This window comes from Streptomyces sp. NPDC046335, assembly GCF_055587985.1.
Genome location: NZ_JBVJFF010000023.1, coordinates 86191 through 110446, shown reverse-complemented (window position 1 = coordinate 110446; position 24256 = coordinate 86191). Strand labels below are relative to the sequence as shown.

General features: G+C 70.6%; 31 protein-coding genes and 3 pseudogenes. 14 read left to right on the top strand and 20 right to left on the bottom strand.

Going from position 1 to position 24256, the window contains the following annotated elements:
* A pseudogene (locus ACZ6JY_RS38720) lies at positions 1-221 on the bottom strand (hypothetical protein); the annotation flags it as partial.
* Positions 222-470: 249 nt separating this feature from the next.
* Here ACZ6JY_RS38720 and ACZ6JY_RS38715 point away from each other — a divergent pair.
* From ACZ6JY_RS38715 to ACZ6JY_RS38705, 3 genes are all read left to right on the top strand, one after another.
* Positions 471-986 (top strand): ATP-binding protein, encoded by a 516-nt coding sequence (locus ACZ6JY_RS38715; RefSeq protein ID WP_469203973.1) that lies wholly within the window; start codon positions 471-473, stop codon positions 984-986.
* Positions 987-1243: 257 nt separating this feature from the next.
* The gene (locus tag ACZ6JY_RS38710) at positions 1244-2413 is read left to right on the top strand and encodes a baeRF2 domain-containing protein (RefSeq protein ID WP_469203971.1); all 1170 of its coding nucleotides are present in this window, start codon (positions 1244-1246) and stop codon (positions 2411-2413) included.
* Between the two features lie 516 nt (positions 2414-2929).
* Complete coding sequence (locus ACZ6JY_RS38705) at positions 2930-4288, top strand: TolB family protein (RefSeq protein WP_469203969.1); 1359 nt, start codon at positions 2930-2932, stop codon at positions 4286-4288.
* 22 nt (positions 4289-4310) lie between these two features.
* On the opposite strand, the gene ACZ6JY_RS38700 is transcribed toward ACZ6JY_RS38705, so the two are convergent.
* Positions 4311-4784, bottom strand: coding sequence for a carboxymuconolactone decarboxylase family protein (locus ACZ6JY_RS38700; protein WP_469203967.1), 474 nt, complete (start codon positions 4782-4784; stop codon positions 4311-4313).
* Between the two features lie 180 nt (positions 4785-4964).
* Here ACZ6JY_RS38700 and ACZ6JY_RS38695 point away from each other — a divergent pair, with 180 nt between their 5' ends.
* Positions 4965-5651 carry a ribonuclease H family protein gene (locus ACZ6JY_RS38695; RefSeq protein WP_469203964.1) on the top strand — a complete coding sequence of 229 codons (687 nt, stop codon included), beginning with the start codon at positions 4965-4967 and terminating at the stop codon, positions 5649-5651.
* 41 nt (positions 5652-5692) lie between these two features.
* Here ACZ6JY_RS38695 and ACZ6JY_RS38690 read toward each other — a convergent pair whose 3' ends face one another.
* Entirely contained in the window at positions 5693-6205 is a 513-nt protein-coding gene (locus ACZ6JY_RS38690; RefSeq protein ID WP_469203962.1) for a VOC family protein, read from the bottom strand.
* 222 nt (positions 6206-6427) lie between these two features.
* Between ACZ6JY_RS38690 and ACZ6JY_RS38685 the strand changes: the two genes are divergently transcribed.
* Positions 6428-7507 (top strand): class I mannose-6-phosphate isomerase, encoded by a 1080-nt coding sequence (locus ACZ6JY_RS38685; RefSeq protein WP_469203960.1) that lies wholly within the window; start codon positions 6428-6430, stop codon positions 7505-7507.
* Positions 7508-7546: 39 nt separating this feature from the next.
* On the opposite strand, the gene ACZ6JY_RS38680 is transcribed toward ACZ6JY_RS38685, so the two are convergent.
* On the bottom strand, positions 7547-7774 hold the full coding sequence (locus tag ACZ6JY_RS38680; protein ID WP_469203957.1) for a hypothetical protein: 228 nt from the start codon (positions 7772-7774) through the stop codon (positions 7547-7549).
* A 64-nt stretch (positions 7775-7838) separates the two neighbouring features.
* Entirely contained in the window at positions 7839-8723 is an 885-nt protein-coding gene (locus ACZ6JY_RS38675; protein WP_469203955.1) for a helix-turn-helix transcriptional regulator, read from the bottom strand.
* Positions 8724-8801: 78 nt separating this feature from the next.
* Between ACZ6JY_RS38675 and ACZ6JY_RS38670 the strand changes: the two genes are divergently transcribed.
* Both ACZ6JY_RS38670 and ACZ6JY_RS38665 read left to right on the top strand, forming a co-directional pair.
* On the top strand, positions 8802-9563 hold the full coding sequence (locus ACZ6JY_RS38670; RefSeq protein WP_469203953.1) for an SDR family oxidoreductase: 762 nt from the start codon (positions 8802-8804) through the stop codon (positions 9561-9563).
* 97 nt (positions 9564-9660) lie between these two features.
* Positions 9661-9876 carry a tautomerase family protein gene (locus ACZ6JY_RS38665; protein ID WP_469203951.1) on the top strand — a complete coding sequence of 72 codons (216 nt, stop codon included), beginning with the start codon at positions 9661-9663 and terminating at the stop codon, positions 9874-9876.
* A gap of 21 nt (positions 9877-9897) precedes the next feature.
* Here ACZ6JY_RS38665 and ACZ6JY_RS38660 read toward each other — a convergent pair whose 3' ends face one another.
* Positions 9898-11061, bottom strand: coding sequence for an FAD-dependent oxidoreductase (locus tag ACZ6JY_RS38660; protein WP_469203949.1), 1164 nt, complete (start codon positions 11059-11061; stop codon positions 9898-9900).
* Positions 11062-11208: 147 nt separating this feature from the next.
* Here ACZ6JY_RS38660 and ACZ6JY_RS38655 point away from each other — a divergent pair, with 147 nt between their 5' ends.
* Positions 11209-11919, top strand: coding sequence for a TetR/AcrR family transcriptional regulator (locus ACZ6JY_RS38655; protein WP_469203947.1), 711 nt, complete (start codon positions 11209-11211; stop codon positions 11917-11919).
* Here the strand turns inward: ACZ6JY_RS38655 and ACZ6JY_RS38650 are convergent.
* The 4 genes and pseudogenes from ACZ6JY_RS38650 to ACZ6JY_RS38635 all read right to left on the bottom strand — a co-directional run.
* A complete protein-coding gene (locus ACZ6JY_RS38650; protein ID WP_469203945.1) occupies positions 11891-12346 on the bottom strand; it encodes an NlpC/P60 family protein in 456 nt (151 codons plus the stop codon). The two genes, ACZ6JY_RS38655 and ACZ6JY_RS38650, sit on opposite strands and share 29 nt — an antisense overlap.
* A gap of 92 nt (positions 12347-12438) precedes the next feature.
* Entirely contained in the window at positions 12439-12885 is a 447-nt protein-coding gene (locus ACZ6JY_RS38645; RefSeq protein WP_469203944.1) for a PPOX class F420-dependent oxidoreductase, read from the bottom strand.
* Between the two features lie 31 nt (positions 12886-12916).
* A complete protein-coding gene (locus ACZ6JY_RS38640; RefSeq protein ID WP_469203942.1) occupies positions 12917-13339 on the bottom strand; it encodes a DUF6299 family protein in 423 nt (140 codons plus the stop codon).
* Between the two features lie 207 nt (positions 13340-13546).
* Positions 13547-13660 (bottom strand): annotated as a pseudogene (locus tag ACZ6JY_RS38635) (SgcJ/EcaC family oxidoreductase); the annotation flags it as partial.
* Between the two features lie 2 nt (positions 13661-13662).
* Here ACZ6JY_RS38635 and ACZ6JY_RS38630 point away from each other — a divergent pair.
* Positions 13663-13851: pseudogene (locus ACZ6JY_RS38630) on the top strand (SgcJ/EcaC family oxidoreductase); the annotation flags it as partial.
* A gap of 66 nt (positions 13852-13917) precedes the next feature.
* Here ACZ6JY_RS38630 and ACZ6JY_RS38625 read toward each other — a convergent pair.
* On the bottom strand, positions 13918-14826 hold the full coding sequence (locus ACZ6JY_RS38625; RefSeq protein ID WP_469203940.1) for an NAD-dependent protein deacetylase: 909 nt from the start codon (positions 14824-14826) through the stop codon (positions 13918-13920).
* 61 nt (positions 14827-14887) lie between these two features.
* Positions 14888-15337, bottom strand: coding sequence for a MarR family winged helix-turn-helix transcriptional regulator (locus tag ACZ6JY_RS38620; protein ID WP_469203938.1), 450 nt, complete (start codon positions 15335-15337; stop codon positions 14888-14890).
* Positions 15338-15524: 187 nt separating this feature from the next.
* Here ACZ6JY_RS38620 and ACZ6JY_RS38615 point away from each other — a divergent pair, with 187 nt between their 5' ends.
* Complete coding sequence (locus ACZ6JY_RS38615; protein WP_469203936.1) at positions 15525-15896, top strand: VOC family protein; 372 nt, start codon at positions 15525-15527, stop codon at positions 15894-15896.
* Between the two features lie 2 nt (positions 15897-15898).
* Positions 15899-16051, top strand: a complete 153-nt coding sequence (locus ACZ6JY_RS38610; protein ID WP_469203934.1) for a hypothetical protein — start codon at positions 15899-15901, stop codon at positions 16049-16051.
* Here ACZ6JY_RS38610 and ACZ6JY_RS38605 read toward each other — a convergent pair.
* Complete coding sequence (locus ACZ6JY_RS38605; protein ID WP_469203932.1) at positions 16027-17007, bottom strand: helix-turn-helix transcriptional regulator; 981 nt, start codon at positions 17005-17007, stop codon at positions 16027-16029. The two genes, ACZ6JY_RS38610 and ACZ6JY_RS38605, sit on opposite strands and share 25 nt — an antisense overlap.
* A 153-nt stretch (positions 17008-17160) precedes the next feature.
* Between ACZ6JY_RS38605 and ACZ6JY_RS38600 the strand changes: the two genes are divergently transcribed.
* Entirely contained in the window at positions 17161-17556 is a 396-nt protein-coding gene (locus ACZ6JY_RS38600; protein WP_469203930.1) for a RidA family protein, read from the top strand.
* Between the two features lie 94 nt (positions 17557-17650).
* Here ACZ6JY_RS38600 and ACZ6JY_RS38595 read toward each other — a convergent pair whose 3' ends face one another.
* From ACZ6JY_RS38595 to ACZ6JY_RS38580, 4 genes are all read right to left on the bottom strand, one after another.
* Complete coding sequence (locus ACZ6JY_RS38595; protein WP_469203928.1) at positions 17651-18196, bottom strand: hypothetical protein; 546 nt, start codon at positions 18194-18196, stop codon at positions 17651-17653.
* Between the two features lie 85 nt (positions 18197-18281).
* Positions 18282-18824 (bottom strand): DUF1707 SHOCT-like domain-containing protein, encoded by a 543-nt coding sequence (locus ACZ6JY_RS38590; RefSeq protein ID WP_469203926.1) that lies wholly within the window; start codon positions 18822-18824, stop codon positions 18282-18284.
* Between the two features lie 50 nt (positions 18825-18874).
* Positions 18875-19417 (bottom strand): EF-hand domain-containing protein, encoded by a 543-nt coding sequence (locus ACZ6JY_RS38585; protein WP_469203924.1) that lies wholly within the window; start codon positions 19415-19417, stop codon positions 18875-18877.
* A gap of 276 nt (positions 19418-19693) precedes the next feature.
* Positions 19694-20461, bottom strand: coding sequence for a L,D-transpeptidase family protein (locus tag ACZ6JY_RS38580; RefSeq protein WP_469203922.1), 768 nt, complete (start codon positions 20459-20461; stop codon positions 19694-19696).
* 388 nt (positions 20462-20849) lie between these two features.
* On the opposite strand from ACZ6JY_RS38580, the gene ACZ6JY_RS38575 reads away from it, so the two are divergent.
* The gene (locus tag ACZ6JY_RS38575; RefSeq protein WP_469203920.1) at positions 20850-21425 is read left to right on the top strand and encodes a GNAT family N-acetyltransferase; all 576 of its coding nucleotides are present in this window, start codon (positions 20850-20852) and stop codon (positions 21423-21425) included.
* A gap of 32 nt (positions 21426-21457) precedes the next feature.
* On the opposite strand, the gene ACZ6JY_RS38570 is transcribed toward ACZ6JY_RS38575, so the two are convergent.
* Positions 21458-21931, bottom strand: coding sequence for an NUDIX hydrolase (locus ACZ6JY_RS38570; protein WP_469203918.1), 474 nt, complete (start codon positions 21929-21931; stop codon positions 21458-21460).
* Positions 21932-21962: 31 nt separating this feature from the next.
* Complete coding sequence (locus ACZ6JY_RS38565; protein WP_469203916.1) at positions 21963-22337, bottom strand: VOC family protein; 375 nt, start codon at positions 22335-22337, stop codon at positions 21963-21965.
* A 182-nt stretch (positions 22338-22519) separates the two neighbouring features.
* On the opposite strand from ACZ6JY_RS38565, the gene ACZ6JY_RS38560 reads away from it, so the two are divergent.
* Positions 22520-23296 carry an SDR family oxidoreductase gene (locus tag ACZ6JY_RS38560; protein ID WP_469203913.1) on the top strand — a complete coding sequence of 259 codons (777 nt, stop codon included), beginning with the start codon at positions 22520-22522 and terminating at the stop codon, positions 23294-23296.
* Here the strand turns inward: ACZ6JY_RS38560 and ACZ6JY_RS38555 are convergent.
* The gene (locus ACZ6JY_RS38555) at positions 23223-24224 is read right to left on the bottom strand and encodes a LysR family transcriptional regulator (RefSeq protein ID WP_469203911.1); all 1002 of its coding nucleotides are present in this window, start codon (positions 24222-24224) and stop codon (positions 23223-23225) included. The two genes, ACZ6JY_RS38560 and ACZ6JY_RS38555, sit on opposite strands and share 74 nt — an antisense overlap.
* Between the last annotated feature and the right edge of the window lie 32 nt (positions 24225-24256).

Here is a 24256-nt window from a genome sequence, read left to right as displayed (position 1 = left end):
TCTTCGAGGTGGGTGAGGCGGTCGAAGAGGTGTTTGGAGACGGTGCGGGCGTCGCGGGGTGCCACGGATGCGGGGTCGGCCAGGGCCTGCTCGGTGAGCGCCTGCTCGGTCAGCGCCTGCTCGGCGAGCGTTCGTTCGGCGAGCGTCCGTTCGGCGGGCGTCCGTTCGCTCCGCGCCGCCTGGGTCGTCTGCGTCCGGTCCGGCTCCGTCACGGTGATCATCTGACCCGCCCCTGGTCTCTTGTGCCCGATGCCCTTCTCCGTCCTCGTGCGACTGCCCCGAATGGGCGTACGCACACCTCCCGGAAGCCGGAAGGCCCGGCTCATCCTCTTGGGGGAAGGCGGGCCGCCCTCTCTGAGAGGGCGGGTTCGGATCGTTGGTTTGGGCCGCCGCCATCGGGGGACCCGGCCAGATCGCCCGACTGCGGATTCCGAAGTGAATCAGGGGGTAAGCGGCTCGGTGTGATGCTCATGTGCGGACAGGTCAAGGCCGAGCCGGGCGGTGTGGTGCGGGCGGCGCGGGACGGCGGCGTGGAGCCGCTGTACGGCGCCCGCCTCTCCGTATCCGCAGCCATCGAGAGCAGCGAGGAGATCGCCCGAGCACGACATCTGGCCCGCTCCTTCCTCGCCGACGCGCAAGCCCTGCACGGGCTCGCGGTGTCCGACCGGGCGCAGAGCATGGTGCCGCTCGTGGTGAGTGAACTGGTGACCAACGCCTGCAAGTACGCGCCAGGGCTGTGCCTGCTCTCACTCGAAGTGGAGGGCGGAGCCGTTCGGATCAGCGTCTGGGACAGCAGCGCGACGCTGCCGGCCGTCCTGGAACCTGATCCGAGCCGGATCGGACAGCATGGCCTGGAGATGGTCGCTGCCCTCTGCGAGAGCCTCACCGCCGCGCGGGAGCCCATGGGCAAGCGGGTCACGGCGCTCGTCGCCCTGGCGGAGGTACCGGTGGCGGGCACTGGAGTGAACCGTCGAAACCGGGCGTAGATCGAACTCCTCTGGGTAAGCGTGTCCGGTCGGCCGGGAAGCGGCGCCGTGCCTGGGGAGGTCGCGCCGCTTCCCAGCCGTTTGGCCCCACTGGGTCATGGCGTGGCGTGTGCGATGGCAGCCCGCGCCCGGGGGCCTTACGTTGAACGCGTGTGAGCGGTGCGGCACCTCGAACACAAAGGGAACTGGTTCGTGTCGCCCCCCGGCCCGTTGGGCACCCGGCTCGGACCACCCGAAGCATGCGATGAGGAGCCACCGTGCAGCTGTCTTTCCTGCAACCGCTTTTCGACCGCCCCGGCCCGTGGGCGACCGTCTATTTCGACGCCGCCCAGAACGACGAATCAGGGGCCAAGCGCCGCGAGCTGTCCGTACGGGAGGCCTGCCGGGAACTGGAGGAGCAGGGTGCCGACGCGGCCACGGTCGAAGCGGCGCGTGAGGCCCTGGCGGGCATCAGCCCGGCCGAGGATCCCGCCGGCCGGGTGGTCTTCGCCGCCGGCGGCGAGGTGGTGCTGAGCCATCGCCTCTCGCGCCCGCCGCAACGCCAGATCACCTGCTGGGACCCGCTGCCGCGGCTGACCCCGCTGCTCGAACTGACCGGGCAGGACCCGGACTGCCTGGTGGCCTACATCGACCGGACCGGCGCCGACTTCGAACTGCGCGGCGCCGCGGGCCCCAAGGACGCCGGGCAGGTCGAAGGCCGGCAGTGGCCGATCCACCGCACCGCCACCTCCGACTGGTCGGAGCGGCACTTCCAGCTCAAGGTCGAGAACACCTGGGAGCAGAACGCAGTCGAGATCGCCGAGGCGCTCGCTTCGGCGTACGAGGACTCCGGCGCCGACATGGTGCTTCTGGTCGGCGACCCGCGCGAACGCCCCGCCGTGCACGAAGCGCTCCCGGAGGCCGTCCGGCAGGTCACGGTCGAGACCGAACACGGCGGGCGCGCCGCGGGGTCCTCGTCCGCCGTACTGGAGAAGGCCATCGAGCAGGCGCGGGAGGAGTTCACCCGCCGCCGCACCGAGGCGGCGCTCGACCGCTTCCGCGCCGGACGCGTGGGCACCGACCGGCCGACGGACGCGGTGGAAGGCGTCCCGGCCCTGGTGGAAGCCGCGCGGGAGCACCGCATCGGCACGCTGCTGATCAGGCTGGACGGCGCGGACCTCGCCCGCGAGACCTGGGTGGGTGCGGAGCCCGACCAGGTGGCCGTCGGCCGCAGCGACGCACGGGCCCTGGGTGAGAGCGACCCGGTGTCGGTCCGCGCCGACGACGCGCTGCTGCGCGCGGCGGCCGCCACCGCCGCCGACGTCCTGGTCCTGCCGTCCCCGAACGGCGACGGCTCCGACGGCCCCGACGGCTCCATCGACGTGAGCGTGCCGTCGGGCGGCCTGGGCGCGCTGCTGCGCTGGACGTACGAGCCGAACAGCGCGTGACGGAAGCGCCTTCCGTACAACCTCAGTTGTAGGCGCGTACCGCAGGGGTTTACCACCCTGGGGTGGACGCCGGGACGCGTCATTCGCCGTAGCGTTCTACGACGTCGGGGGATGGACCATCTCCCGGTGGCCTGGCGTGCGGTGGGGGAGCCAGGTCACCGCGAGGTGGTCCTCGCGGCATCTCGGCCGATGGTTGTCCGGCCACCGTGAGGACGGCGCAAAAACTCCGCCGAAGCGCCCCGCACCCCGTGATGCAACCGACGCATCCGCACCGTGGACGGCACCCGACTCATTGACCCCCGAAGGCTCACGGTGTTCGCTCATCCAGGGCGACCCTGGACGACCCTGGGCGCTCACGGTGCCTCCGGGGCACACCCGCCCGCACCGCTCGCACCGGCCGGACAGCACGCACGGGGGACAACGACACCGCACGACATGCTCCACCACGCCCACGCTTCCTCCCCCCTCGGCCCGCCCGGACGGCACACGGAACCGCTGTCGAAGCAGGAGGAACCGATGACCGTTCAGCAGCGCATGACCGCAGCAGGTGCCGCGCTCGCCGCACTCTGCGCCGTGACCGTACTGGCGCCCGCGGGCGCGTCCGCCGCCGACACCGCCGCCGACCCCGCCGTGCCGCGCACCGAGCGGATCAGCGTCGGACCCGACGGCGCCCAGGGCAACGCCGCTTCCGCGAACCCCGCCATCAGCGCCGACGGCCGCTACGTCGCGTTCGTCTCGGCCTCGCGCAACCTGGTCCCCGGCGACACCAACGGCACGCCCGACGCCTTCGTCCGCGACACCACCACCGGGAGAACGGAACGCGTCAGCGTCAAGAGCAACGGAAAGGCGAGCCACGGTGTCGTACGGGAGGTCTCGCTCAGCCCCGACGGGCGGTACGTCGTCTTCACCTCCACCGCCGACGATCTCGTACGCGGCGATCCCAACGACCTCGACGACGTCTTCCTGCACGACCGGAACACCGGCAGAACCCAGCGCGTCAGCCCGACGGGGGCGTCCTACGAGGGGCTGCGCGGCTACCTGACGTACGACCCCGTGGTCAGCGGTGACGGCCGCTACGTCGCCTACGCGTCGGGCGCCGAGGATCTCGTCGAGGGGGACGCCAACACGCGGGACGACGTCTTCCTCCACGACCGCGAGAAGAAGACCACGGAACTGGTGCAGCTCACCAACGAGGGCAAGCAGGGCGAAGGCGACGCGTTCGCCCCGTCGTTCGCGGGCGACGCCGGCGGCCGGTACGTCGCCTTCACCTCCAACGCCTCCGACCTGGCCGGGGTGGAGGACCACTCCTCCGCGACGGACATCTTCGTGCGCGACCGTACGAAGGGCACCACGGAACTCATCAGCATCCCGCGCGCCTACAACCGCAAGACCCCGTCCTGGGACGCCGCCCTCAGCGGCGACGCCCGCCACGTGGCGTTCACCTCGTCCTCCAGCGTCCTGCGCCCGGAGGGACCGACTCCGCACACCGTGAACAACGTCTACCTCTACGACCGTGACTCCCGGCGCATGCGGCTGGTCAGCGCCACCGCCGACGGCACACCGGCCGACGGAGCCAGCGGCGACGTCTCCCTGAGCCGGGACGGGCGCTACGCGGCGTTCACCTCCGCCGCCGCCAACCTCGCCCCCGAGGACGACGGCGACAGCAGCGCGGACGTCTTCCTGAAGGACATGGAGACCGGCGAGGTACGTCTCATCAGCCGCGAGAGCGAGCCGGTCTCCGAGGACACCATGCCCGGCCGAAGGACCGGCGTCAGCGAGGACGGCGGCACGGTGGCGTTCGACTCCCCGGCCGGAAACCTCGTCCCCGCCGACACGAACGGCGCGGGCGACGTCTTCCTGCGCCATCTGCGCTGACCAGCAGGCATGCAGGGCTACGTCACCCGAACTGGCCGGGCTGGTAGTCACCGGCGGGCATCCGCAGCATCACGTTGCCGCGGTTGAAGGCGTTGATGACGGTGATGACACCGACCAGGGCGGCGAGCTGTTCCTCGTCGTAGTGCTTGGCGGCGTTCGACCAGACCTCGCCGGAGACACCACCGGCCGCGTCGGCGAGACGGGTGCCCTCCTCCGCCAGCTCCAGCGCCGCGCGCTCGGCGTCGGTGAAGACGGTCGCCTCGCGCCAGGCCGCGACGAGGTTGAGGCGTTCGGCGGACTCACCGGCGCGCACGGCGTCCTTGAAGTGCATGTCGGTGCAGAAGCCACAGCCGTTGATCTGGCTGGCACGGAGCCTGACCAGCTCCTGCGTCGAGAGCGGCAGAGTCGTGTTCGTCAGTTCCTTGTTCGCGGCGATGAGGTGCTTGAAGATCTTGCCGAGGACCGGGTTGGTGAATGCGTCCAGACGTGCTTGCATGATGCCCTCCATTTGGCGTTGTTCTGCGGTTGCACACCTATGACGGGCCGGCTCGGCGAGATGTGACACTGCCGTCTGTGACGTGGGTCTCCTCCGCGGGAGCCGGTCGCCGACGGTCCCGCGGCGCGCGCGGGGACCTCCGCCGTCCTGGCGGCATACGACGGATGAAATCATCGGGGCATGTCTGACTTGATCATTGCTGCCTGCGACGGAGCGGCGAAGAAGAATCCCGGGCCCGCGGCCTGGGCGTGGGTGGTCGCCGACGCGGAGGGCCTGCCGCAGCGCTGGGAGGCCGGCCCGCTCGGCCACTCCACGAACAACGTGGCCGAGCTGACCGCGCTCGCCGAACTGCTCGGCGCCACGGACCCGGCGGTGCCGCTCGAAGTGCGCATGGACAGTCAGTACGCGATGAACGCGGTCACGAAGTGGATCGCGTCCTGGAAGCGCAACGGGTGGCTGACCGCGGCGAAGAAGCCGGTCGTCAACAAAGAGCTCGTCGTACGCATCGACGCCCTGTTGCAGGGGCGTGCGGTGACCTTCCGGCATGTGGCCGCGCACCAGGTGGACGGCGACCATCTGAACGCGATCGCCGACGTCGCGGCCAGCGACGCCGCGACGGCCCAGCAGCCGGCGGGCACCGCCCACGGCGACCGGCGGATCCCCGAACCGCGCCCGGAGCGCATGACCGAGAGCCGCACGCCCGGGAAGACCACCGCCGGCGCGAAGAAGCGGACCTCCGGCGCCGTGATCAAGGCCAAGTTCCCCGGCCGCTGCCACTGCCAGAAGCCGTACGCCGCCGGTGAGGAGATCGCCAAGAACGCGCAGGGCTGGGGCCACGTGGAGTGCCGGGAGACCGCTGCCGGCTGAGGCAGACGGGCGGGGAGCCGAACGGCGGTGCGGCAGCATCATTACGGGTGCCAGCGCCGCCGGGAAGTCGTCTCTTCGTAGGGCTGTGCGTCGGGGTAGGTCAAGAGTTCCAGGGTGCTGCCCCAGGGCGTGCGGAGGTAGACGAACCGGTTGTGCTCGCCCCGCTCCGGGCCCGGCAGCGGCTGTGGCTCCGCGAGCCGGGTCGCGCCCGCCCGCTCGCAGCGCGCCAGAGCCGCGTCGAGATCGTCGACGTACAGCCCGATGTGCTGCCAACCGAAGTCGCAGGGCAGCGCGGGCGGCAGTTGACGCGCTCCGCCGAACTCAAACAGTTCGATGCCGGGGCCGTGGGGGAGAGCCAGCATGCGGATCGCGCGCTGCTCGGTGCCCTCGGGAACTCCGAGCCTCTGCCGGGTCCCAGGATCGCTCTTCGGCCCGTCCGCGCGCCGCAGGGTGTCGTACAACACCTCCGCCCCGAGCGCCCGGACCAGGAAGTCCGTCGCGCTCTCCAGGTCGGGGACGGTGACACCCACGTGGTCGATTCCTCGTACAGCCATATGTTCATGATGCTCCGGGCGCACGCAGGCCCGCGCGGGCGACGGGAAGGGGAGCGCCGCCCGTCCCTCGGATGGCGGGACCCTGCGCGGCGGGCGAGCATGTGGGTGGGGTGCACGCGGAGCTCCGGGGCCGCCGCCGTGGGCAGGCCGGTTCGGCAGCGCCGTGCGCATCCCGCCCGACCGAAACCTCGGGAGCCACCATGCCCCACCCCCGCCGGCAGCATGAGTGACAGCGGCCCCGGCCTGTCCCCGCTGCGGCTGACCGTGACGGCCAAGCCGCTGGTTTTCGGGGGCCACGCCATCGCCCGCCGTCTGGGCAGGACCGGCCTTCCGGACTGGAACATCGCGGAGACGTGGGAGTGCAGCGACGTCGACGGTGCGGGCGCCGTGGTGACCGCCGGGCCGTTGGCGGGGCAGTCGTTGCGTCAGGTGACCCTCGACCATCCGCGGGACCTGATGGGCCCGCGCTGGTCGGGCGCGTACTTCCCGATGCTCACCAAGTTCATCGACGCCACAGGCACCCTGCCGGTGCACCTGCACGCGGACGACGAGACCGCCCAACGCCTGGAGAACCAACGCAACGGCAAGACCGAGGCATGGCACATCCTCGACGCCGCTCCCGGAGCGACCGCCCTGTGCGGCGTCAGACGCGGGGTGAGCCCCGAGCGACTGCGTGCCGCACTACGGGCCCAGGACTTCGACGCGGTGCTGCGCCGCCTGCCGGTACGACCGGGGCAGACCCTCTACGTGCCGGGCGGCACTCTGCACAGCTTCGGCCCCGACACCCTGGTCTACGAGATCGAGCAGACGTCCGACATCCAGCAGCACGCGATGCGCTGGAACATGGAGGACGGCTCCGCCGTGGGAGACGAGGAGTTCGACCGCAACCTCGACATGCTGATGCGGCAGGTGAAACCGGAGAACAGGCCGGACTTCACGCCCGGCCTGCGCATCGGCGTCGGCGACGGAGTGGAGCGCGTCTTCCTGTGCGCCGGCCCCTACTTCGCACTCGAACGCTGGCGCGCCGGGACGGCCGAGCCGCTGCGCCACTCCTTCGCCACCGCGCAGATCCTCTCCAACGTCGGAGCGCCCGTACGGGTGCGGTCGGGTGAGTGGGAGGAGGAACTCGGCCGGGCCGAGACACTGCTGCTCCCCGCCGTCTGCGGCGACGTCGAGATCGCCGGGCCGGCCGACGTCCTGTTCGGATACCTGCCCGACCTGGACCGGGATGTGCGCGTGCCGCTCCTCGCGGCCGGGCACTCGTCTCGCCTCATCGACACCCTCGGCGCGGCACGAGCGTGAGGGGGTCCGGCCCGAGGGGCGGCTCCGCCGTCAGTCCCGTCAGTCCCAGGCATACCCGTCGCCGAAGAGCAGGGTGTGCTCCAGGACGTCCTCCATCGGGTCGTCGATCTGCCCGGTGTTGATCAGCGCGACGACAGGGGCGGTGTGCGAGCCGCTGTGGTGCGTCTCGTCCGCGTGCGCCGCGTCGGCGGGCAGGACGAGTGGCACGGCACACGCCGCCGCCATGAGCGCCGCACGGGTGGCCCGCCGCTTCCAACTGCTGTTCATCGACCGCTCCTTGATGCTTGCCCAGCCAGATGTTGCCGTTCTTCGTACTCAACAGCCGAGCGGATCAAAAGGTCACCGCCATCTCCTGCGTACCGGCCATCTCCTGCGTACCGACCGTCTTGAGCAGTTCGAGCCGGTCGGCGCTGTCGGTGCCGACCGCGGGAGTGAACCAGAGCAGTCGCTGGCGGCCGTCCTCACTGAACAGGTTGAGGCAGTTGACCTCGATCAGGCCGAGCATGGGATGGATGAGCCGTTTGCGGTCGTCGCGTCGGAACGCCACGTCGTGGTCGGCCCAGAGCCCGGCGAATTCGGGCGATGCGCCGAGGAGAAAGCTGATCAGGCTGCTTGCCTCGGTGTCCTTGGCGTCGCGCCGGGCGGCGGCCGCGCGCAGGTCGGCGACGAAGGCGCGGGACAGGCGCTCGTGGTCGGCCTCGGGGTGGAGGCGCCGGGTGCCGGGCTCGACGAACCACCGGTGGACGAAGCTGGCCCGGGCACCGCGAAGGCCGGACTGGTCCCCGAGCAGGGCCACCGCGAGCGGATTCTGTACGAGGGTGACGTGCAGGTCGGTGATGACCTGCGCCGGGGTCGACGGCAGACGGTCGAGGAGATCGAGCATGCCGGGATGTACGTGTGAGGCGGCTCCGCCCTGGATGGGCACGGGGCGGTCCGCCAGGTGGTACAGGTAGTCGCGTTCGTCGGCCGTGAGGCGCAAGGCCCTGGTCAGCGCCGCGAGCATCTGCTCGGAGGGCTGGGATCCGGCTCCGCGTTCGAGTTCGTTGTAGTAGTCCACCGACGCCCCGGCCAACTGGGCGACCTCGTCACGGCGCAACCCGGGAACGCGGCGCCGGGGCCCCGTCGGGAGCCCGACGTCACCCGGGCGGATGCGGTCACGCCGCGAACGCAGAAAGGCACCCAGTTCGGTGTACTTCGCAGAAGCCATGCCCTCCATTGTGCGTCGGGCCGGGTCGCGGACCCAGGGGATGTCATCCCCTGGTTGCGCAGGCCGGGACGGCGCATCGTTGAGGACATGACTACGAACCACCAAGCTCACGGACCGGCAGCCGGGCGCGTTGCCGTCGTCACCGGCGGATCGCGCGGCATCGGCCGGGCGGTCGCCGAGAAGCTCGCCCTGGACGGCCTGGCCGTCGTGGTCAACTACGCCCGCGACGCGGCTTCCGCCGACGAGACGGTGGCAGCGATCGCCGCCGCCGGGGGCCGGGGGCTGTCCGTACAGGCGGATGTGGCGGACGAGGACGCGGTCGCCGCGCTGTTCGACCGGACGGAGCGGGAGTTCGGCGGCGTGGACGTCGTCGTGAACGCCGCGGGACGGATGGTCCTGTCACCCATCGCCGATCTCGACCTCGCCGACCTCGACGCCGTGCTGCACACCAATCTGCGCGGCACCTTCGTCGTGGCCCAGCAGGCCGCACGGCGGCTCCGTACGGGTGGCTCCATCGTGACGTTCTCGACCTCCGTGGTCGGCACCCAGTTCCCCGAGTACGGCGCGTACGCGGCGAGCAAGGGCGGTGTCGAGGCGATCACGCTGATCCTCGCCCGCGAGCTGCGGGGCCGGGACATCACCGTGAACACCGTCGCTCCCGGGCCCACCGCCACGGAGCTGTTCCTGGACGGCAAGACGCCCGAGCGGATCGAGCAGCTCGCCAAGACCCCGCCTCTGGAGCGGCTCGGCACCCCGCAGGACATCGCCCACGTCGTGGCCTTCCTCGCCGGTCCGGAAGGGCACTGGGTGAACGGCCAGATCCTGCGGGCCAACGGCGGCATGGTCTGAGCGCGCGGCCGAGCCCCGCGTTCCGTCGTCCCAGAACTGCCACTGATCACTGACCACTGACCACTGACACTGACACTGACCACTGAAGGAGTCAGCCATGCCTTTCGCCCACTTCAAGGTTCCCGCGGGAACCATCACCGCCGAGGACAAGAAGAAGATCGTCGAGCGTACGACCGACCTGTATGCGGAGATCTACGGGGAGCGGGCCCGTCCCACCACCGTGGTGCTCGTCGACGAGGTCGTCGACGGGGGATGGGGCGTCGGCGGCAACGTCCTGACCGCCGCGATGCTCGACGGGGCGCCCGACGCCTGACTCCCGACGCCGAGAGCGCGGTCACGCCGATGCGGTGTACATGTCGATCAGGCCGTGGGGCGCGTCGGCGCCGTACATGGCCTCGTGCAGCTCGGCGGCGTCGGCGGCCTCCGCGGCGCTGCGGGGGAACAGGCCCCGCTCGTACGCGGTGAGTGCGGCCTCGGTGTCGCCGGGGTGGGCGGCGAGAGCCTTGCCGAGTTCGGCGGCGTCGTACATGGCCAGGTTGGCGCCCTCGCCGGAGGGGATCATGAGGTGGGCGGCGTCGCCGAGCAGGGTCACCCCGGGCACGCGCTCCCACCGGTGCTCGTCGGGCAGGGCGTGGAGGGGGCGCAGCACAGGTGCCGTCTCGCCGTCGGTGATGAGCGCGGTGAGCTCCGGCGCCCAGCCGTCGAACTCGCGCGCGATCCGCGCGGCGGCCGCGGCCGGGTCGGTGAAGTCGATGTCCGCGAACCACTCCTGCGGCTTGGACAGCGCCACGTAGGTGTGCAGAGTGCCGCCGCTCTCCCGGTGGGCCTGGATGCCCTTGCCCGGCGCGAGCGCGAACATGGACCCGCCGCCGACCGCTTTCGCGCACGCGGGGTGCCGGTTGTCGGCGTCGTACAGGTACGTCTCGACGAACGAGGTACCGGCATAGGCGGGTGTGGCGTCGGAGAGCAGCGGCCGTACGCGTGACCATGCGCCGTCCGCGCCGACCAGCAGGTTCGTGACGGTGGTGGTGCCGTCGGCGAAGGTCACCTCGTGGCGGCCATCGCCGAGGGCGCGGACACCGCTGACCTTGTGACCCCACCGGACGGTGCCGGCCGGGAGCGAGTCGAGCAGGAGGTCGCGCAGCTCGCCGCGCTGCACCTCGGGGCGGCCGCCGGTGCCGTCGTCGGGCTCTTCGAGCAGCACGGTTCCGTCCGGATCGAGGGCACGGGTCGCCTGGTGGCCCTCAAGGACGAGGCCGCGGAACCCCTCGGTCAGGCCGGCCGCCGCCAGGGCGGGCTGACCGTTGTGGTCGTGGATGTCGAGCATTCCGCCCTGGGCGCGCGCCGTCGGCGATGCCTCGCCTTCGTAGACCGTGGACGGGATGCCGTGGACGTGCAGGACCCGGGCGAGCGTCAGGCCGCCGAGTCCGGCGCCGATGATCGTGACGGGGGTTGCGCCCGGGGTTGTGCCCGGGGTTGTGGTGGTTGTGGTGTTCATGGGGGAGGGGCTCCTTGGGGGTGGCGAGCCTTCCTGGTACGTCGGCTCTGATGGGTCGGCTCTGGTACGTCGTTCCATTCTTGGAACGGCGTTCCAGTAATGTCAAGTGAAGTTGGAACGGCGCTCCAGTCGTGCCAGACTGGCCCTATGGCAACGCGGACGCGCCGCTCGCAGCGGCGCACGGGGGCGCTCTCGCGGGAGCGCATCGTCGAGGCGGCCGTCGAACTGCTCGACACGGCCGGTGAGGGCGGTCTGACGTTCCGGGCGCTGACCGAGCGCCTGTCGACCGGGCCCGGGGCGATCTACTGGCACGTGGCGAACAAGGAAGAGCTGCTCGGCGCCGCCACGGACGCCGTCGTGGCCGCCGCGGTGAGCCTCGAACCCGGCGGGTCGACAGCCACGCCCCGGGACGGGATCCGCACTGTCGCGCTTCGCCTGTTCGATGCCACCGAGGCGCATCCCTGGCTCACCGCACAGCTCGCGACGCAGCTCTCCCGCAGCCCCTGGGGGACGGTGGCGCCGCGCGTCTTCGAGAGCATCGGCCGGCATGTGCGTGCGCTGAACGTGCCGGAGGAGGGCTGGTTCGCGGCGGCCTCGGCGTTGATGCACTACATCCTCGGCGCCGCGGGGCAGAACGCCGCGAACACCGCGAGCGCCCGCACTCTCGAACCGGGCGTCGATCGCGACGAGTTCCTCGGGGCCGCGTCGATGGCCTGGCAGGAACTGGACCCGGAGGCCTACCCGTTCACGCGGGCTGTCGCGGGGCAGATGCGCGAGCACGACGATCGCGAGCAGTTCCTCGCGGGGGTCGATCTGGTCCTCGCGGGCATCACCGCGGGCCGGCCGCCGGGCTCGTAGAACCGGCCTGCCGCGTTACCCGCTTGGCGCCCAGCATGACCCCGTAGCGTGCCCGCGCCGCGAAGTCAGCCAGGCTCCACACGGCAGGGCGGCCGACCTCGGCGCAGAGGTGCAGGACGGCGTCGTTACCGGCCCACACGCCGACATGGGCACCGTAGGCGCGGTCGGAGGCGTTGAAGAGCAGCAGGTCCAGGGGCTCGGGGGACGAGACGCGCACGGTGGTCTCCGTGTCGTCCCACAGTTCGCTGGAGCGCAGCGCGGCCGGGGCGAGGCCGAAGTGTGCGAGCACCGCGTAGGCGAACAGCTGGCAGTTGGCACCCGCCGCGAGGCCCGGTTGTCCGGCCACGGCTTTCGCCCCGGGGAAGCGGGCCCCGACGTAGGGGACGGTCCAGAAGTCGGCCGGCAGCCGGGAGAGGAGCGATTCCATGCCGCCATGATGACCACGGATTTGCGGCACGTGATGACCACGGATTTGCGGCAGTGGGCGACGCGTGCCGCCCATCCGCCGTTCGGTCATCCTCAGGAAGCGGGAACGGGACCCCCGGGCCGGAACCGCTCCACACCGACGATGTGCCGCACCTTGGTCGGGCGCACGACCACCGCCACCCGACGCTCGCCCGGCATGAGCCACTCGAAGCGCTCGCTGCCCAGGTACTTCTGTGCCAGCCGGTCCATCCGCCGGTGCGCTTCCTCACCCTCGATGAAGCGAGCCACCACGCCGCTGATCTGCACGCGGTCGAAGGGGTCGGTGGCGTCCGCGTGTGAGAGGTAGACGCGGGGATCCCGGCGCAGGTTCTCCTCCTTCACCCGTCCGGCCGAGGTGTTGAAGGTCAGCTCCCCGTCTCCCTCCAGGTCCACCCACATGGGGCTGACCTGCGGTGCTCCGTCGGCGAACACGGTTCCGACGTACCAGATGTTGGGGGCTTGCAGTCGAGCGCGGACGGGTTCGTCAAAGGTCACAGTCATCCGGGGAGGCTATCAACCATGATCGTTGGCATCAGCTCCGTGTGAGCGTGACGTCCTGTCGCTGCACGGCGTGGACGCGCGGCAACGGGAGACCGCTCTGCAGGTTGAGCTCCATCACCGTGGCCCAGACGTGGCCCGCGCCCGGCTTGATCGTGGTGGACGGGCGGCCCGTGTTGGTCCAGCTGCGTGTCTTGCCGTCGCAGATCGCACGGGTGCCGCCGACGCCGTACCGGGTGCTCATGTTGCCCTGGGCCAGGGAGGAGGAGACGAAGACGGGGCCGTGGCCGCCGGTGCACCGATAGGTGCCGGACAGGGTGACTGTGCCGTCCGCGGCGACGTGGCCGGTGGGGTTGACCGTCACCGACTGGCTCGGGTCGGCGAGGGCGTCGGCTGCCGACGCGGTGCACAGGAGCAGTGAGGCGGCGATGGCCGTGGTGAGCTGACGCAATGACATGGGGCCTCTTGAAGCGGGAGAAGTGGAATGTGGAGTTCCATCTATAACCGTGCCGGGTGGGCCGGGCGAGCCCGACACGACAGGGGCCGCCCGACTGGACCCATCGCGCGCTCGATGCCGGGATCCACGCCATGCGTGTCCTGAGGACCTGTCCGCGCGCGCGATGTCCATGGCGGCCTTGACCTCAAGCCGACTTGAGGCAATAGGGTCCCAACTGGCGTTGGGCAGCACCGCACGGGTGAACTCGGCGATCGCGTCGGCGCCGACCAGGACCTTGCCATGGGCGGTCGTCCACAGAGCCTCGGGATGGAAGAGCGCGAGGCGGCGAGGTCACGTACGAGGTGATCCACACGCAGTTCCTGCGGCCGGACGTGGCGGCCGTCAAGGTCCGGCAGGTCTACCACTCGGCGGAGGGTGACACAGAGGGCGCCCCGCTCTATGTCATGACCAAGCAGGACGACGGTACGTGGTTGTTGCACGCCTGCCAGAACACCGAAGTCCGGTCGGAATAGCACGCGTCAGGACGATCAGTCGACGATCAGGCGCACTTCAGGACGATCGGGCGCGCTTCAGAAGGTCTACCTGACCTCGCCCGTCGCCTCGCTCTCGACGCGAACACCCAGCCGGTCGGCCACGGAGGTCAGCGCAGGGCCCAGCGGGAGCGCGACCCGTGTGACGGCGTACTGGTCGCCGCGGGTCGCGTCCCGGTTGACGATCACCACCGGCTTCTCGGCCTCGGCGGCCTGACGGACGAACCGCAGCCCGGACATCACCGTCAACGAGGACCCGAGGACCAGCAGCGATCTCGCCGCACGGACCAGCTCCCGGCAGTGCTCGACCCGCTGCGGCGGAACGGCCTCGCCGAAGAACACCACGTCCGGCTTGAGGATGCCGCCGCAGACCGTGCAGGGCAGCACGTGAAAGTCCCCGACCTGCTCATCGGTGAGGTCGGCGTCACCGTCCGGGTTGATTCCGGCGGCCACCGGCGCGAAACCCGGATTGGCCTCCTCCAGGCGCCGGGCGAGCTCACGGCGCGGGCTGGAGGTGCCGCACGCCAGGCAGACGACACGGTCGAGGCTTCCGTGGAGTTCCACGACGTCCTCGCTGCCGGCGGCCTGGTGGAGGCCGTCGACGTTCTGGGTGATCACGCCCGCCAGCAGTCCCTGCCGCGCGAACGCGGCCACGGCGAGGTGCCCGGCGTTGGGGCGGGCACGACCGAAGGTGCGCCATCCGAGGTGACTGCGCGCCCAGTAGCGACGGCGGGCCTCATGGCTGCCGGTGAAGTCCTGATAGGTCATCGGAGTGTGCCGACTCAGGCTGCCGCCCTCACCCCGGTAGTCGGGAATGCCCGACTCCGTCGAGATGCCCGCCCCGCTGAGCACCAGCACGCCACCGGTCTTCAGCGCATCGGCGACGGGCCCCGGATCTGTCGTACCCGGCGGCAGATCCTCGGCAGGAGTCCAGCTCAAAGTAGGGCGCATACGCATGCCGCCAGGGTACGGAACAGCAGCGGTGCGGCCCCCCGCAGGCGTCCCCCGTCATCGTCCTTCACTCCTCCAGGGCCGCCGCGATGCGGTCGAGGTCGGTGAGGAGCGCTGTCATGCGTTGCGGTGGGATCGCCTCGACCATGCGCTGTTCGATGGCGTATACGGCGGACTGGACCTCCGCCAGGCGTGCGCGGCCCTCCTCGGTGAGGTGGGCGGGCCGGGCGCGGCCGTGGTCGGCGGTGGCGGGGCGGGTGATGAGTCCCGCTTCCTGGAGCCCGCGCAGTACGACGTTGCCGGACTGTCGGGTGACGAAGGTGGCGCGGGCGAGGTCGGCGTTGGACATGCCGGGGTGCAGGGCCAGGAGTTCCAGCGCGGCGTATTGCGGCACGGTCAGCCCGTGCTCGCGCAGGACCCCGTCCATGGCGCCGCGCAGGGCGGACTGGGCGCGCTTGAGCAGGTATCCCACGTGCTGGGTGACGTCCTCGGCGGGGTGGGGCGGCGTGGTCGGCATGCCCTCCATTATGTCAGCACTTTGACATGGTCACCTGTGGGGGCCTAGCCTCACTGGTGTCAAAGTCCTGACATCGGCATGGCGCGCAGCCGTGTCATCAGTCCTGAGATCAGGCCTGACGTGAGTCCTGGCATGAGCCCTGAGGTCAGTCCTGAGACCGACCCCTGATGTGGAACGAGGAAGACCCATGACCGCCACCATTGACGGCCCCGACTTCGTGGCCCTGCAAGTCTGCGACGTGGACGCCGCGGCCGCCTTCTGCGAGCAGCACCTGGGCCTGCGCCGGGCCGCGGTCTCGCCGCCGCACGCGGTCGTGTTCGACACCGAGCCGACCCCGTTCGCCGTGCGCCGGCTCCTCCCGGGCGTCGACCTCGCCAAGACGGAACGGCCCGGCCTCGGAGTGGTGCTCTGGTTCCGGACCTCCGACGCCCACAAGCTCCACGACCAGCTCACTGCCGCGGGGGTCAAGATCCTCACCCCGGTGGCGGACAGCCCCTTCGGGCCGATGTTCTCCTTCGAGGGCCCGGAGGGCTACACGCTCACCGCACACGGAGGCTGACCGTGAACGCCGTCTCCTGTCCGGTTCCCGGAGGCTTCACCGCGGCCACCGCCCGGGCAGCCGCCATCAAGGCCGGCATCGCCCACCGGTACGGACCACCACATGCCCGCCTGCGCGCACTGCCCACCGACTACGCCCTGGCCGAGTCCCCGTAGCGCGTGGCGATCGCGGTGGCGCGGTCGTGCAGCGAGGCGCGCAACGACTGCGGGGCCAGGGCTTCCGCGTCCGTGCCGAGCTGCCACAACGCCCACTCGGCGTGCCGGGAATCCTGGTAGGTCACCTCCAGCCGCAGCCAGCCGTCCGCGTCGGGTTCTTCCGCGCGGACGGCCAGCGCGGAGTCCAGCAGATCCTCCCGCCGCGCCGGATTCACCCGTACCAGCACGGCGAGGTGATCACTGCCGGAGAGGAACCGCGCGGAGCGGTCACGCCAGATCCGGTCCAGATCGACCCGGTTCGGTCGCTGTGCCGGCTCGGGGAGTTCCTCGGCGGCCAGCACCCGAGACAGCCGGTAGGTGCGGTCCTCGCCGGATCTGGTGGCCAGCAGATAGCCGCGGTCGCGTACGGTGACCAGGCCGATCGGGTCCACCGTGCGCCACTGTGGTGTCCCGCCCGTGGCCGCGTAGCGGATGCGCAGCTTGTGTCCGGCGAGCACCGCGCGCCTGACCTCGATCATCGTGGTGTCGGGCACCTCGTCGACGACCAGCCGGCGTGAGAGCAAGTCGGTCTCCGGGTCGACGAGAAATCGCTGCGCCGCGTCGCTCGCGGAGGCCCGGTGGTTTTCGGGCAGCGCGTCGACCACCTTGCGCATGGCTGAAGCGAGCGCCGAGCCGAGGCCGAACACCTGCTCTCCGCGCCCCGATCCGGCGGTCAGCAAGGCGAGGGCCTCGTCGTGGTTCAGACCGGTGAGCTCGATCCGGTAACCCGGCAGCAGCGCGAAACCGCCGTGCCTGCCGCGCTCGGCGTAGACCGGGACGCCGGCCGCGGACAGCGCCTCGATGTCGCGCAGCACGGTGCGGGTGGATACCTCCAGCTCGCGGGCCAGCGCGCTCGCCGTCAACTGACCGCGCTGCCGCAGCAGTAGCACCAGTGAGACCAACCGGTCAGCACGCATACGAAGACTCTAGCCAATACATGACCAAGGGTGTCGTGATTTGTTGGGAGGCTCGTTGACGCGGCGTCGGAACCGGCGGCTACCGAGCCGACGGACGCACGTACCTACGTACTCCCGATGAAGTGAATGAAGCGAATTGGAGCTGATGTGGCAGTGGAACGAACTGCGGTCAACCCGGTGACATGGTCGGTGGAGATGGGATTCAACCAAGGTGAGGTCGTCTCCGGGCAGACACGGACCCTGTACGTCTCCGGGCAGACCGCGATGAGCGGCGACGGCAAACCCCAGCATGACGGTGACATGGCGGCGCAGTTGAAGCTGAGCATCGACAACCTGGAGGCCGTGCTCGTCGAAGCGGGCATGTCCCTGGCGAACCTCGTCAGACTCAACGTCTACACGACCGACGTCGACGGGCTCTTCCCGCACTACGGAGTGCTGGCCGGGAGGTTGGGCGCCGCCGGGGTCGCGCCGGCGTCCACAATGCTGGAGGTGACGCGACTGGCGATCCCCGGCCAGATGGTCGAGCTCGAAGGAACCGCCGTCGCGTGATGTGACCTCGCCGCGCGCCTGCTGCTCGTGCTGGCTGAACCGGTACGAGCAGCAGACGGACGGGCCCTTGAGGAGCGCACCCGGTGCCGGTCCTTCAGTTGGACAGCTCGGCCCGCCAGGGCCGGGGCCAGGCCCCCGAGGGCGGTGGATCTCCCGCGATGCCGAGGTCGCGCCGTGCGCTCTCGTAGAAGGCGTCGCGTGCAGCGCTGGCCAGTTGATGGGCCTTGGTCCACATCTCGGCGTCGACCGGCCCTTCCCGTACGAGCAGCTCGATGGTCCAGATCGTCTCGTGCCAGCGCCGTGCCGCAGTGATCGTTTCCGCGTCCCCGACGAGCAGGACGGACTCCCATTCCGTCGCCCGGTGGGACTCCGCGTCGGCGAGGAGGCTCATCCCTTCGGCCGGCAGCAAGGGGTCGGTCACGTCCGTGAAGCCGAGGGCGGCGCCGATGCGCTGGGCGATGCGCAGCTGGGATTTGACGGCGTTGCCGTAACGGCCGTACGTCTCGAAGCGCCTTTCGTCCCACCGCTCGTCCCGCTGCCGCTTCCACCGCCGGCGTTCGGTCAGGCTCTGCACCGCGTACGAGCCGAGCGTGCCGACCACGACGCCTATCAGCGCGGGCAGTTGGTCCACCAGCGACATTCATTCCTCCCCGGCCAGTTCTCCGTCGCCGCACGGTACCCACTGGCATGGGCCGGGCTCGAGTGGGTCCCGGATCTGGCTTGTCTCAGCGCCACGCGTGGCGGATCTTCAGCCGTCCGTATCCCATGGCACCGGAGATCCGGATCGTCGGTCCGCCGGGGCGGGAGGGCCGCCGAGTCCGGTAACGCAGGTCCTTCCACCCGGTGTGCAGGCCCTCGACGTCGACGATCGCGTCGCGAGGCACCGTGATCCTGGCCTTGCCGGTGCCGAGCCGCAGTTCGATGTCGACCGCCGGATGCTCGAAGACGGCGCGGGACAGGTCGAGGTACACCCCGCCGTAGGCGGACTCGACCGTGAGGTTCCGCGGGACCCGCCATGGGCCGCGCCGCCGGATCCGTCCGCCGGCGGCGGCGATCGTGGCCGACGTGGCGGGCTGCTCGGCCGGGAGCGAGGCCAGCACCGGCCCGAGCTCGCCGTGCGTCTCGGCCGTGAGCACCTGCTCGAGGCCCCGGTCCATCTCCTCGTGCGAGATGCGCCCTTCGGCGTACGCCTCCTGCAAGCGCCGCACGGCCGCGTCACGGGCGTCCTGAGTGGTCGGCGACAGCGGGTTGTCCGGTGGAGAGGTCACCGGCTCACTGTAGTCCGCGCGGGTCACTCGATGCCCTGCATCGGCATGGTTCAGCTGAGGCCCAGGAAGACGCCGCCCGGCGTGATGAGGTCGTCGTTGTACAGATGGAAGGCGCTGAGCGACTTGGCGACCTCCCGCTGCGAGATGAAGGCGTCGCCGTCCAGGTCCAGGCGCCGGAAGATGACCGCGGCGTCAGAGCGGGAAACCCCGCAGAAGTCCAGGTACTTGGCGAACTCGTCCCTGCTGATCCGCTTGTCGCGGTCGACGTCCAGAACGTTGAAGACCGCCTGCGCGAGGTCGTCGAGGAGCTGCGACGCCCGTGTTCCGTAGCCCATGGCGCGGTGCGCCGCGACGAACTCGTCCTGGGACAGCCGGTCCTGGCCGGGGGACGCCTGTGCCAACAGCCCCAGCCACTGTGTCCAGTACGCCCGTTCCAGAGCCTTGATCCTCGGGTCGCTCTTCGGCAAGTCGTAGCCGGACACGTACCTGTCCACGATCCGCTGATGGTCGCCCCACGTCACAAAGCCCTTGCCCTCGCTGTCGAGGACGCTGAAGAGCCGCTGCAGTCTACGGGTGAGCGGATCGGACCTCATCATGCGTTCCGTGCCTCTCGCTGGATCTCGTCGAGCCTATGACGGTGTGCTGTTTCTCCGTTCGTGGCCCGGAGTGTGGGCGGGCACCTCGACGTAGCAGACGTACGAGGGGCCTGAATGGTTCACCCCGGCTCCTGTTCGACGCGCGAGGACAGTCGTCCCACGGCCAGTCCCATGGCCGGTCCCATGGCCGGTCGTCGACGGTGAGTTCCCTGTGTCTGTTCCCGTACGACGACGACACTGAACCCGAGAAACGGGCCGACCCGTGACGCGCGGTCAGCGCAGCAGTTCCTTTTGTGGCCCCATGACGACGACCGGTTGGTGCCGGGGCTTCAGGAGCCGCAACAACTGGCGCATCTGCGCCCGTGGCAGTGCGACGCAGCCCTTGGTGGGACCCTCGTGATCGACGTGGATCCACAGCCCTCCGCCCTTCTCCTGCCCCAGCGGCCGGGACTTGTCGAGGGGCGAGGTTCCTGGACGCCGGTTGTAATCGATCGCGAGGACGTAGTCGAAGGTGCCCTCCAGCGACTCGCCGTAGAAGCCGGTCCCAGGCTCGCGGAACTCCTCGCTCCGGTCGTACGGGAGCTGCGTACCGGGGTTGGGCAGCAGGCCGCCGGCGTCACCGATCCTGAACACTCCGCTCGGGGTGCGAAGATCCCCCGCCCGGTGGTCACGCGTCCACCCGCGCGCGGCGTTGCGGGCCTGCCACGGTCCAGCCACGCGGTGCCAGCCCGTCCTTCCCTTACGGGTGTAGAGCGAGGCGGAGGAGTGGCTGGGGCTGTTCGCGGGGCCGCCGGTGACCACCAGGACCTGTCGCGTGCCGGCAGCGATCGCTGCCTGCGTCGCGGGGCCGAGGCCAGGAATCCGGGCTTCCGACCGGCTTCCGTACCCGGTTTCGGAGTGGCGTGCGATGGAGTCGGGGGAGGGAACGGCGGTGCGTGTGGGGGCGTGGGGAGCCGGGGTGCTTCCGCAGCTGACGATGGCAAGGCAGCAGGCGGCGACAAGCACGGGCAGGCAGGTGCTGCGGGCTGTGGCACGACGCATGGCGGGAATCCTTCGTACGCCGCTGCGGAGAGCCCCGTGCGGCTGGTCGTTCGCCGCTGCGGAAGCTCCGTGCGGCTGGTGGTTCGACGCGGATGCTTGCGTGTCGAGTATTGCCCGCGAGTTGCCCGTACGGGTGGAGCCGAGCCGTGGACACGGCGTGGCCTGCGCCCGGCCGCTCGCCCGGCCGCTCGCCCCGGGTGCTCGACCGGCCGCTCGACGCGGCCTCGACCGAGCCTTGACCCAGCTTCGGCCGAGCCTCGCGAATCGCCGACGAACGGCCGAATGCGACGCCCTCGGCGGCCTGCCGCTGAACCACCGGCACACGGTCGAGCCGGCGGGCCCGGCCGACTCGGGGCACGTTTGCACGCCGGTCTGGCAGACTGCGCCGATGATCGATGACCTTCCTGTCGGACTGACGGCACGGCACCTCGTCGAGGACGACCATCTGCGGGTGCTCGCGGTGCTTGACGCGTGGTGGGGCGGGCTGAAGGGCGAGGCGGGGGCATTGGAGCGCACATTGCTCCTGCCCAGGTTGTACTTCCAGCACTTCGCCACCACCAGCTATCTCATCGAACGAGACCGGGCTGGCGAGGCCGACCGCGCAGGTGAAGGCGACCGCGCAGGCGAGGGTGAACGCGAGGGGAGCGAGGTCGCCGCCTTCCTGGTCGGATTCCTGTCGCAGTCCCAACCCGACGCCGCCTACGTGCACTTCGTCGGCGTCGACCCGCGACTGCACGGGCAGGGCATCGGCCGAGCCCTGTACCGGGCCTTCTTCGCTCTGGCCCGGTCGCACGGCCGCCGGTACGTGCACTGCATCACGAGCCCGCAGAACACCGCGTCACAGAGCTTCCACGCCCGGCTCGGCTTCACCACGTCGACGGTGAAGCCCGACTATGACGGCCCCGGATTCGACAGGGTGGCCTTCAGCATCGACCTCGCCGCGCAGCCCGGCCCGCCCGAGTGACGTGATGCCTCGGCGGGCCCGGCCCGCCCCGGTCAGTGCTGGACAGGACCGCCGACCGGTACGGGAGGGACGTGGCCGGTCGCCGGAGCGTTCTGTGCCAGGGCGAGGCCGATGTCGAGCAGCGAAGAGCGGCCGAGTCGGGCGACATCGGTGATCGGGGTCCAGACCGACTCGGCGGTGTCACCATTCGGCTCGGGGCGGAGCCGGCCGCCGGTGATGCGGACCTGGTAGTAGATGCCGACGTTGTGGAGTTCCGGGCGGCCCGGTTGCCGGCGCTCCGCCGCAGGGACCACCCGTGAGTCGACGCCCAGCAGGCGTTCCACCACGGCCTCCAGACCGGTCTCCTCCGCGACCTCCCGGATCACCGCGTCGAACGGATCCTCCGTGTGCTCGACCCTGCCTCCCGGCAAGGTCCAGGTCTTCTCACCGTCCGCCTTCACGGCATGAGCGAGCAGCACCCGCCCGTCCTCGATGCACACGGCGTACGCCGCCAGTCGCAGATCCATCCCAGCAGGTTAGCCATGCGGGCAACAGCGCTCAGGCTCCCGGCAGGAAGAGGCAGAACAGGTGGCCGTGCGGGTCACGCAGGACTCGTACGTCCTTCTGCGGCTGGTGCTCCTCCAGCGTCGCGCCCAGGGCGCAGGCTCGTTCGGTCTCCGCCTCCAGGTCGTCGACTTGCAGGTCCAAGTGGGCCTGCATCTGCTGCGTGCCCGGCCGCTGGGGCCAGACCGGGGGAGTGTGGTCGGTCTCCAGCTGGAAGCTGAGGCCGGGGCGTTCCTGTTCCAGGGCCCGCAGGCGTACCCACTCCGGTTGGCGGTCCACTTCCTGCCAGCCCAGCAGGGCCCGGTAGAAGTCGGCCAGGGCGGGCGGGTCGGGAGTACCGAGAACAAAGGCTCCGAGTGTCGTCGTCATGCCCCCACTCTGCCCCCGGAACCCGCTCCCACGCACCCGCGTACGTCGCCATAGGAGTTCCCTATAGCACCTGCTGATATTACGTCTTTGCCTCTCCCTCTTTCCCGTACGTACGGTGAAACAGCTCGATGAGGTGCGCATCACGAATTCACTGCCAACACATTTCTGAGAGGATCAGTGGAATGAGTACGAGCATCATGGAGAAGGGGTCGGAAAAGCCGGAACTCGCGGGAAAGCGAGCCCTGGTCACGGGTGGTTCTCGCGGAATAGGAGCGGCCGTCGTCCGCCGGCTCCTGGACGCGGGCGCCGATGTGCTCACGACCGCCAGGTCGACGACGAGCACGGTGCCGAAGGGCGCCGAATTCGTGGAGGCCGACGTGCGGACGCGGGCCGGAGCGGAGACGCTGGCCGCGGCCGCGCGGGAGGTGCTCGGCGGGGTGGACGTCCTGGTCCACAACGCGGGTGGGGCGCAGCCGCACAAGGGCGCCTTGGCCATCTCCGACGAGGAGTGGCGGGACGCGCTGGATCTGAATTTCCTTGCGGCGGTACGACTGGACTCGCTGCTGGCACCGGCGATGCGGGAACGGCGTGCGGGGGCGATCTTGCACATCTCCTCGGCCGCGGTCCCCACCGTGGCACCGCCGTTCCTGCACTACACGGCGGCGAAGGCGGCGCTGGAGAACTACAGCCGGGGTCTGGCCTCGGAGCTGGCCCCGTTCGGAATCCGGGTCAATACCGTCTCTCCCGGCAGAACCGCCACGCCCGGCGGCGAAGCGACGCGGGAACAGTGGGCGCGCCTGGATTCGGGTCCGGGCCAGGACACCACCACGCCTCCGCTGGGACGCGACGGCCAACCCGACGACATCGCCGACGCGGTGCTTTTCCTTATTTCCGACCGGGCGAGCTGGCTGACCGGGAGTAATCTCGTCGTGGACGGGGGTGAATTCCCGAGGGGCTGATTTCCCCTTCCTGCTTTTCTGCCGGGGAAACGGACTCGGACCCGGATGCGGACCCGGGTTCGGACCAGGTCTCTTTACGCAGGAGTTCGAGCAGAGCCGTCTCCGCCGGGCCCGCGCCGTGCCTGACCACGGCGATGACGGGCTGGGACACGACCGGGAACACCGGCCGGACGAGGTGCCCGTGGTCGTGGGGCACCGCGGAGGCCGGGACGAGTGTGACCCCCAGCCCATGGGCGGCCCAGCGCACGGCTGTCGCGGTCTGGGAGACGCGGGCGGCCGTCGCCGGGGTCAGGTCGTTGTCGCGCAGCACGCTCAGCAGCACACCGTCGAGCGCGCTGTCACGGTCGAACCTCACCCACGGCTCGCCCGCGAGTTCACGCAGCTCGACCCGGTCCGCGGCGAGCTGCCGATGCCCGTCGCCCAGCACCACGACGAACTCCTCGTCGCCGAGGTGGTGGGCGTCGGCGGGGCTCTGCTCGCACGCCGCCATCAGAGCGAGGTCCACGAGGCCTTGGCGCCCCAGCCGTTCCAGCTCGGCGGAGCTCGGCTCCTCGAAGACGGTGACCTCCAGCCGCGGGAAACGGCGGCGCAGCGCGCTCAGCGCGCCCGGCAACTGCCGCGTGCCGAAGCCCATCTGCACCACGACCACCAGTTCACCCACCAGCTCATCGGCACCGGCACGCGCCGTCGCCCGCGCCCGCCGCGAAGCGCTCACCGCGACCTCCGCCTCCCGAAGGAACGCGCGGCCGACCACGGTGGGTACGAGTCCGGTCGGCGTACGGGCGAACAACTGCACGCCGAGTTCCCGCTCCAGGGCGCGGATCTGCTGGGACACCGACGGTTGGGCGACGTGCAGCAGCTCCGACGCCGCCGTCACGGAGCCGGCCTCGGCGACGGCCAGGGCGTACTCGTACTGACGCAGGCTCATCGGCTCTCGTCCCTTCCCTCTGGCCGAACGCG

What these genes read in the sequence shown, in the direction of transcription:
- ACZ6JY_RS38615 (WP_469203936.1), top strand. Translation starts at nt 15,525, where the DNA reads ATGACCGCCACCATTGACGGCCCCGACTTCGTGGCCCTGCAAGTCTGC.
- ACZ6JY_RS38655 (WP_469203947.1), top strand. Translation starts at nt 11,209, where the DNA reads ATGGCAACGCGGACGCGCCGCTCGCAGCGGCGCACGGGGGCGCTCTCG.
- ACZ6JY_RS38560 (WP_469203913.1), top strand. Translation starts at nt 22,520, where the DNA reads ATGAGTACGAGCATCATGGAGAAGGGGTCGGAAAAGCCGGAACTCGCG.
- ACZ6JY_RS38685 (WP_469203960.1), top strand. Translation starts at nt 6,428, where the DNA reads ATGAGTGACAGCGGCCCCGGCCTGTCCCCGCTGCGGCTGACCGTGACG.
- ACZ6JY_RS38660 (WP_469203949.1), bottom strand. Translation starts at nt 11,061, where the DNA reads ATGAACACCACAACCACCACAACCCCGGGCACAACCCCGGGCGCAACC.
- ACZ6JY_RS38620 (WP_469203938.1), bottom strand. Translation starts at nt 15,337, where the DNA reads ATGCCGACCACGCCGCCCCACCCCGCCGAGGACGTCACCCAGCACGTG.
- ACZ6JY_RS38595 (WP_469203928.1), bottom strand. Translation starts at nt 18,196, where the DNA reads ATGTCGCTGGTGGACCAACTGCCCGCGCTGATAGGCGTCGTGGTCGGC.
- ACZ6JY_RS38565 (WP_469203916.1), bottom strand. Translation starts at nt 22,337, where the DNA reads ATGACGACGACACTCGGAGCCTTTGTTCTCGGTACTCCCGACCCGCCC.
- ACZ6JY_RS38575 (WP_469203920.1), top strand. Translation starts at nt 20,850, where the DNA reads ATGATCGATGACCTTCCTGTCGGACTGACGGCACGGCACCTCGTCGAG.
- ACZ6JY_RS38555 (WP_469203911.1), bottom strand. Translation starts at nt 24,224, where the DNA reads ATGAGCCTGCGTCAGTACGAGTACGCCCTGGCCGTCGCCGAGGCCGGC.
- ACZ6JY_RS38650 (WP_469203945.1), bottom strand. Translation starts at nt 12,346, where the DNA reads ATGGAATCGCTCCTCTCCCGGCTGCCGGCCGACTTCTGGACCGTCCCC.
- ACZ6JY_RS38715 (WP_469203973.1), top strand. Translation starts at nt 471, where the DNA reads ATGTGCGGACAGGTCAAGGCCGAGCCGGGCGGTGTGGTGCGGGCGGCG.
- ACZ6JY_RS38665 (WP_469203951.1), top strand. Translation starts at nt 9,661, where the DNA reads ATGCCTTTCGCCCACTTCAAGGTTCCCGCGGGAACCATCACCGCCGAG.
- ACZ6JY_RS38700 (WP_469203967.1), bottom strand. Translation starts at nt 4,784, where the DNA reads ATGCAAGCACGTCTGGACGCATTCACCAACCCGGTCCTCGGCAAGATC.
- ACZ6JY_RS38580 (WP_469203922.1), bottom strand. Translation starts at nt 20,461, where the DNA reads ATGCGTCGTGCCACAGCCCGCAGCACCTGCCTGCCCGTGCTTGTCGCC.
- ACZ6JY_RS38680 (WP_469203957.1), bottom strand. Translation starts at nt 7,774, where the DNA reads ATGAACAGCAGTTGGAAGCGGCGGGCCACCCGTGCGGCGCTCATGGCG.
- ACZ6JY_RS38645 (WP_469203944.1), bottom strand. Translation starts at nt 12,885, where the DNA reads ATGACTGTGACCTTTGACGAACCCGTCCGCGCTCGACTGCAAGCCCCC.
- ACZ6JY_RS38705 (WP_469203969.1), top strand. Translation starts at nt 2,930, where the DNA reads ATGACCGTTCAGCAGCGCATGACCGCAGCAGGTGCCGCGCTCGCCGCA.
- ACZ6JY_RS38640 (WP_469203942.1), bottom strand. Translation starts at nt 13,339, where the DNA reads ATGTCATTGCGTCAGCTCACCACGGCCATCGCCGCCTCACTGCTCCTG.
- ACZ6JY_RS38585 (WP_469203924.1), bottom strand. Translation starts at nt 19,417, where the DNA reads ATGAGGTCCGATCCGCTCACCCGTAGACTGCAGCGGCTCTTCAGCGTC.
- ACZ6JY_RS38570 (WP_469203918.1), bottom strand. Translation starts at nt 21,931, where the DNA reads ATGGATCTGCGACTGGCGGCGTACGCCGTGTGCATCGAGGACGGGCGG.
- ACZ6JY_RS38625 (WP_469203940.1), bottom strand. Translation starts at nt 14,826, where the DNA reads ATGCGTATGCGCCCTACTTTGAGCTGGACTCCTGCCGAGGATCTGCCG.
- ACZ6JY_RS38695 (WP_469203964.1), top strand. Translation starts at nt 4,965, where the DNA reads ATGTCTGACTTGATCATTGCTGCCTGCGACGGAGCGGCGAAGAAGAAT.
- ACZ6JY_RS38690 (WP_469203962.1), bottom strand. Translation starts at nt 6,205, where the DNA reads ATGGCTGTACGAGGAATCGACCACGTGGGTGTCACCGTCCCCGACCTG.
- ACZ6JY_RS38670 (WP_469203953.1), top strand. Translation starts at nt 8,802, where the DNA reads ATGACTACGAACCACCAAGCTCACGGACCGGCAGCCGGGCGCGTTGCC.
- ACZ6JY_RS38605 (WP_469203932.1), bottom strand. Translation starts at nt 17,007, where the DNA reads ATGCGTGCTGACCGGTTGGTCTCACTGGTGCTACTGCTGCGGCAGCGC.
- ACZ6JY_RS38675 (WP_469203955.1), bottom strand. Translation starts at nt 8,723, where the DNA reads ATGGAGGGCATGGCTTCTGCGAAGTACACCGAACTGGGTGCCTTTCTG.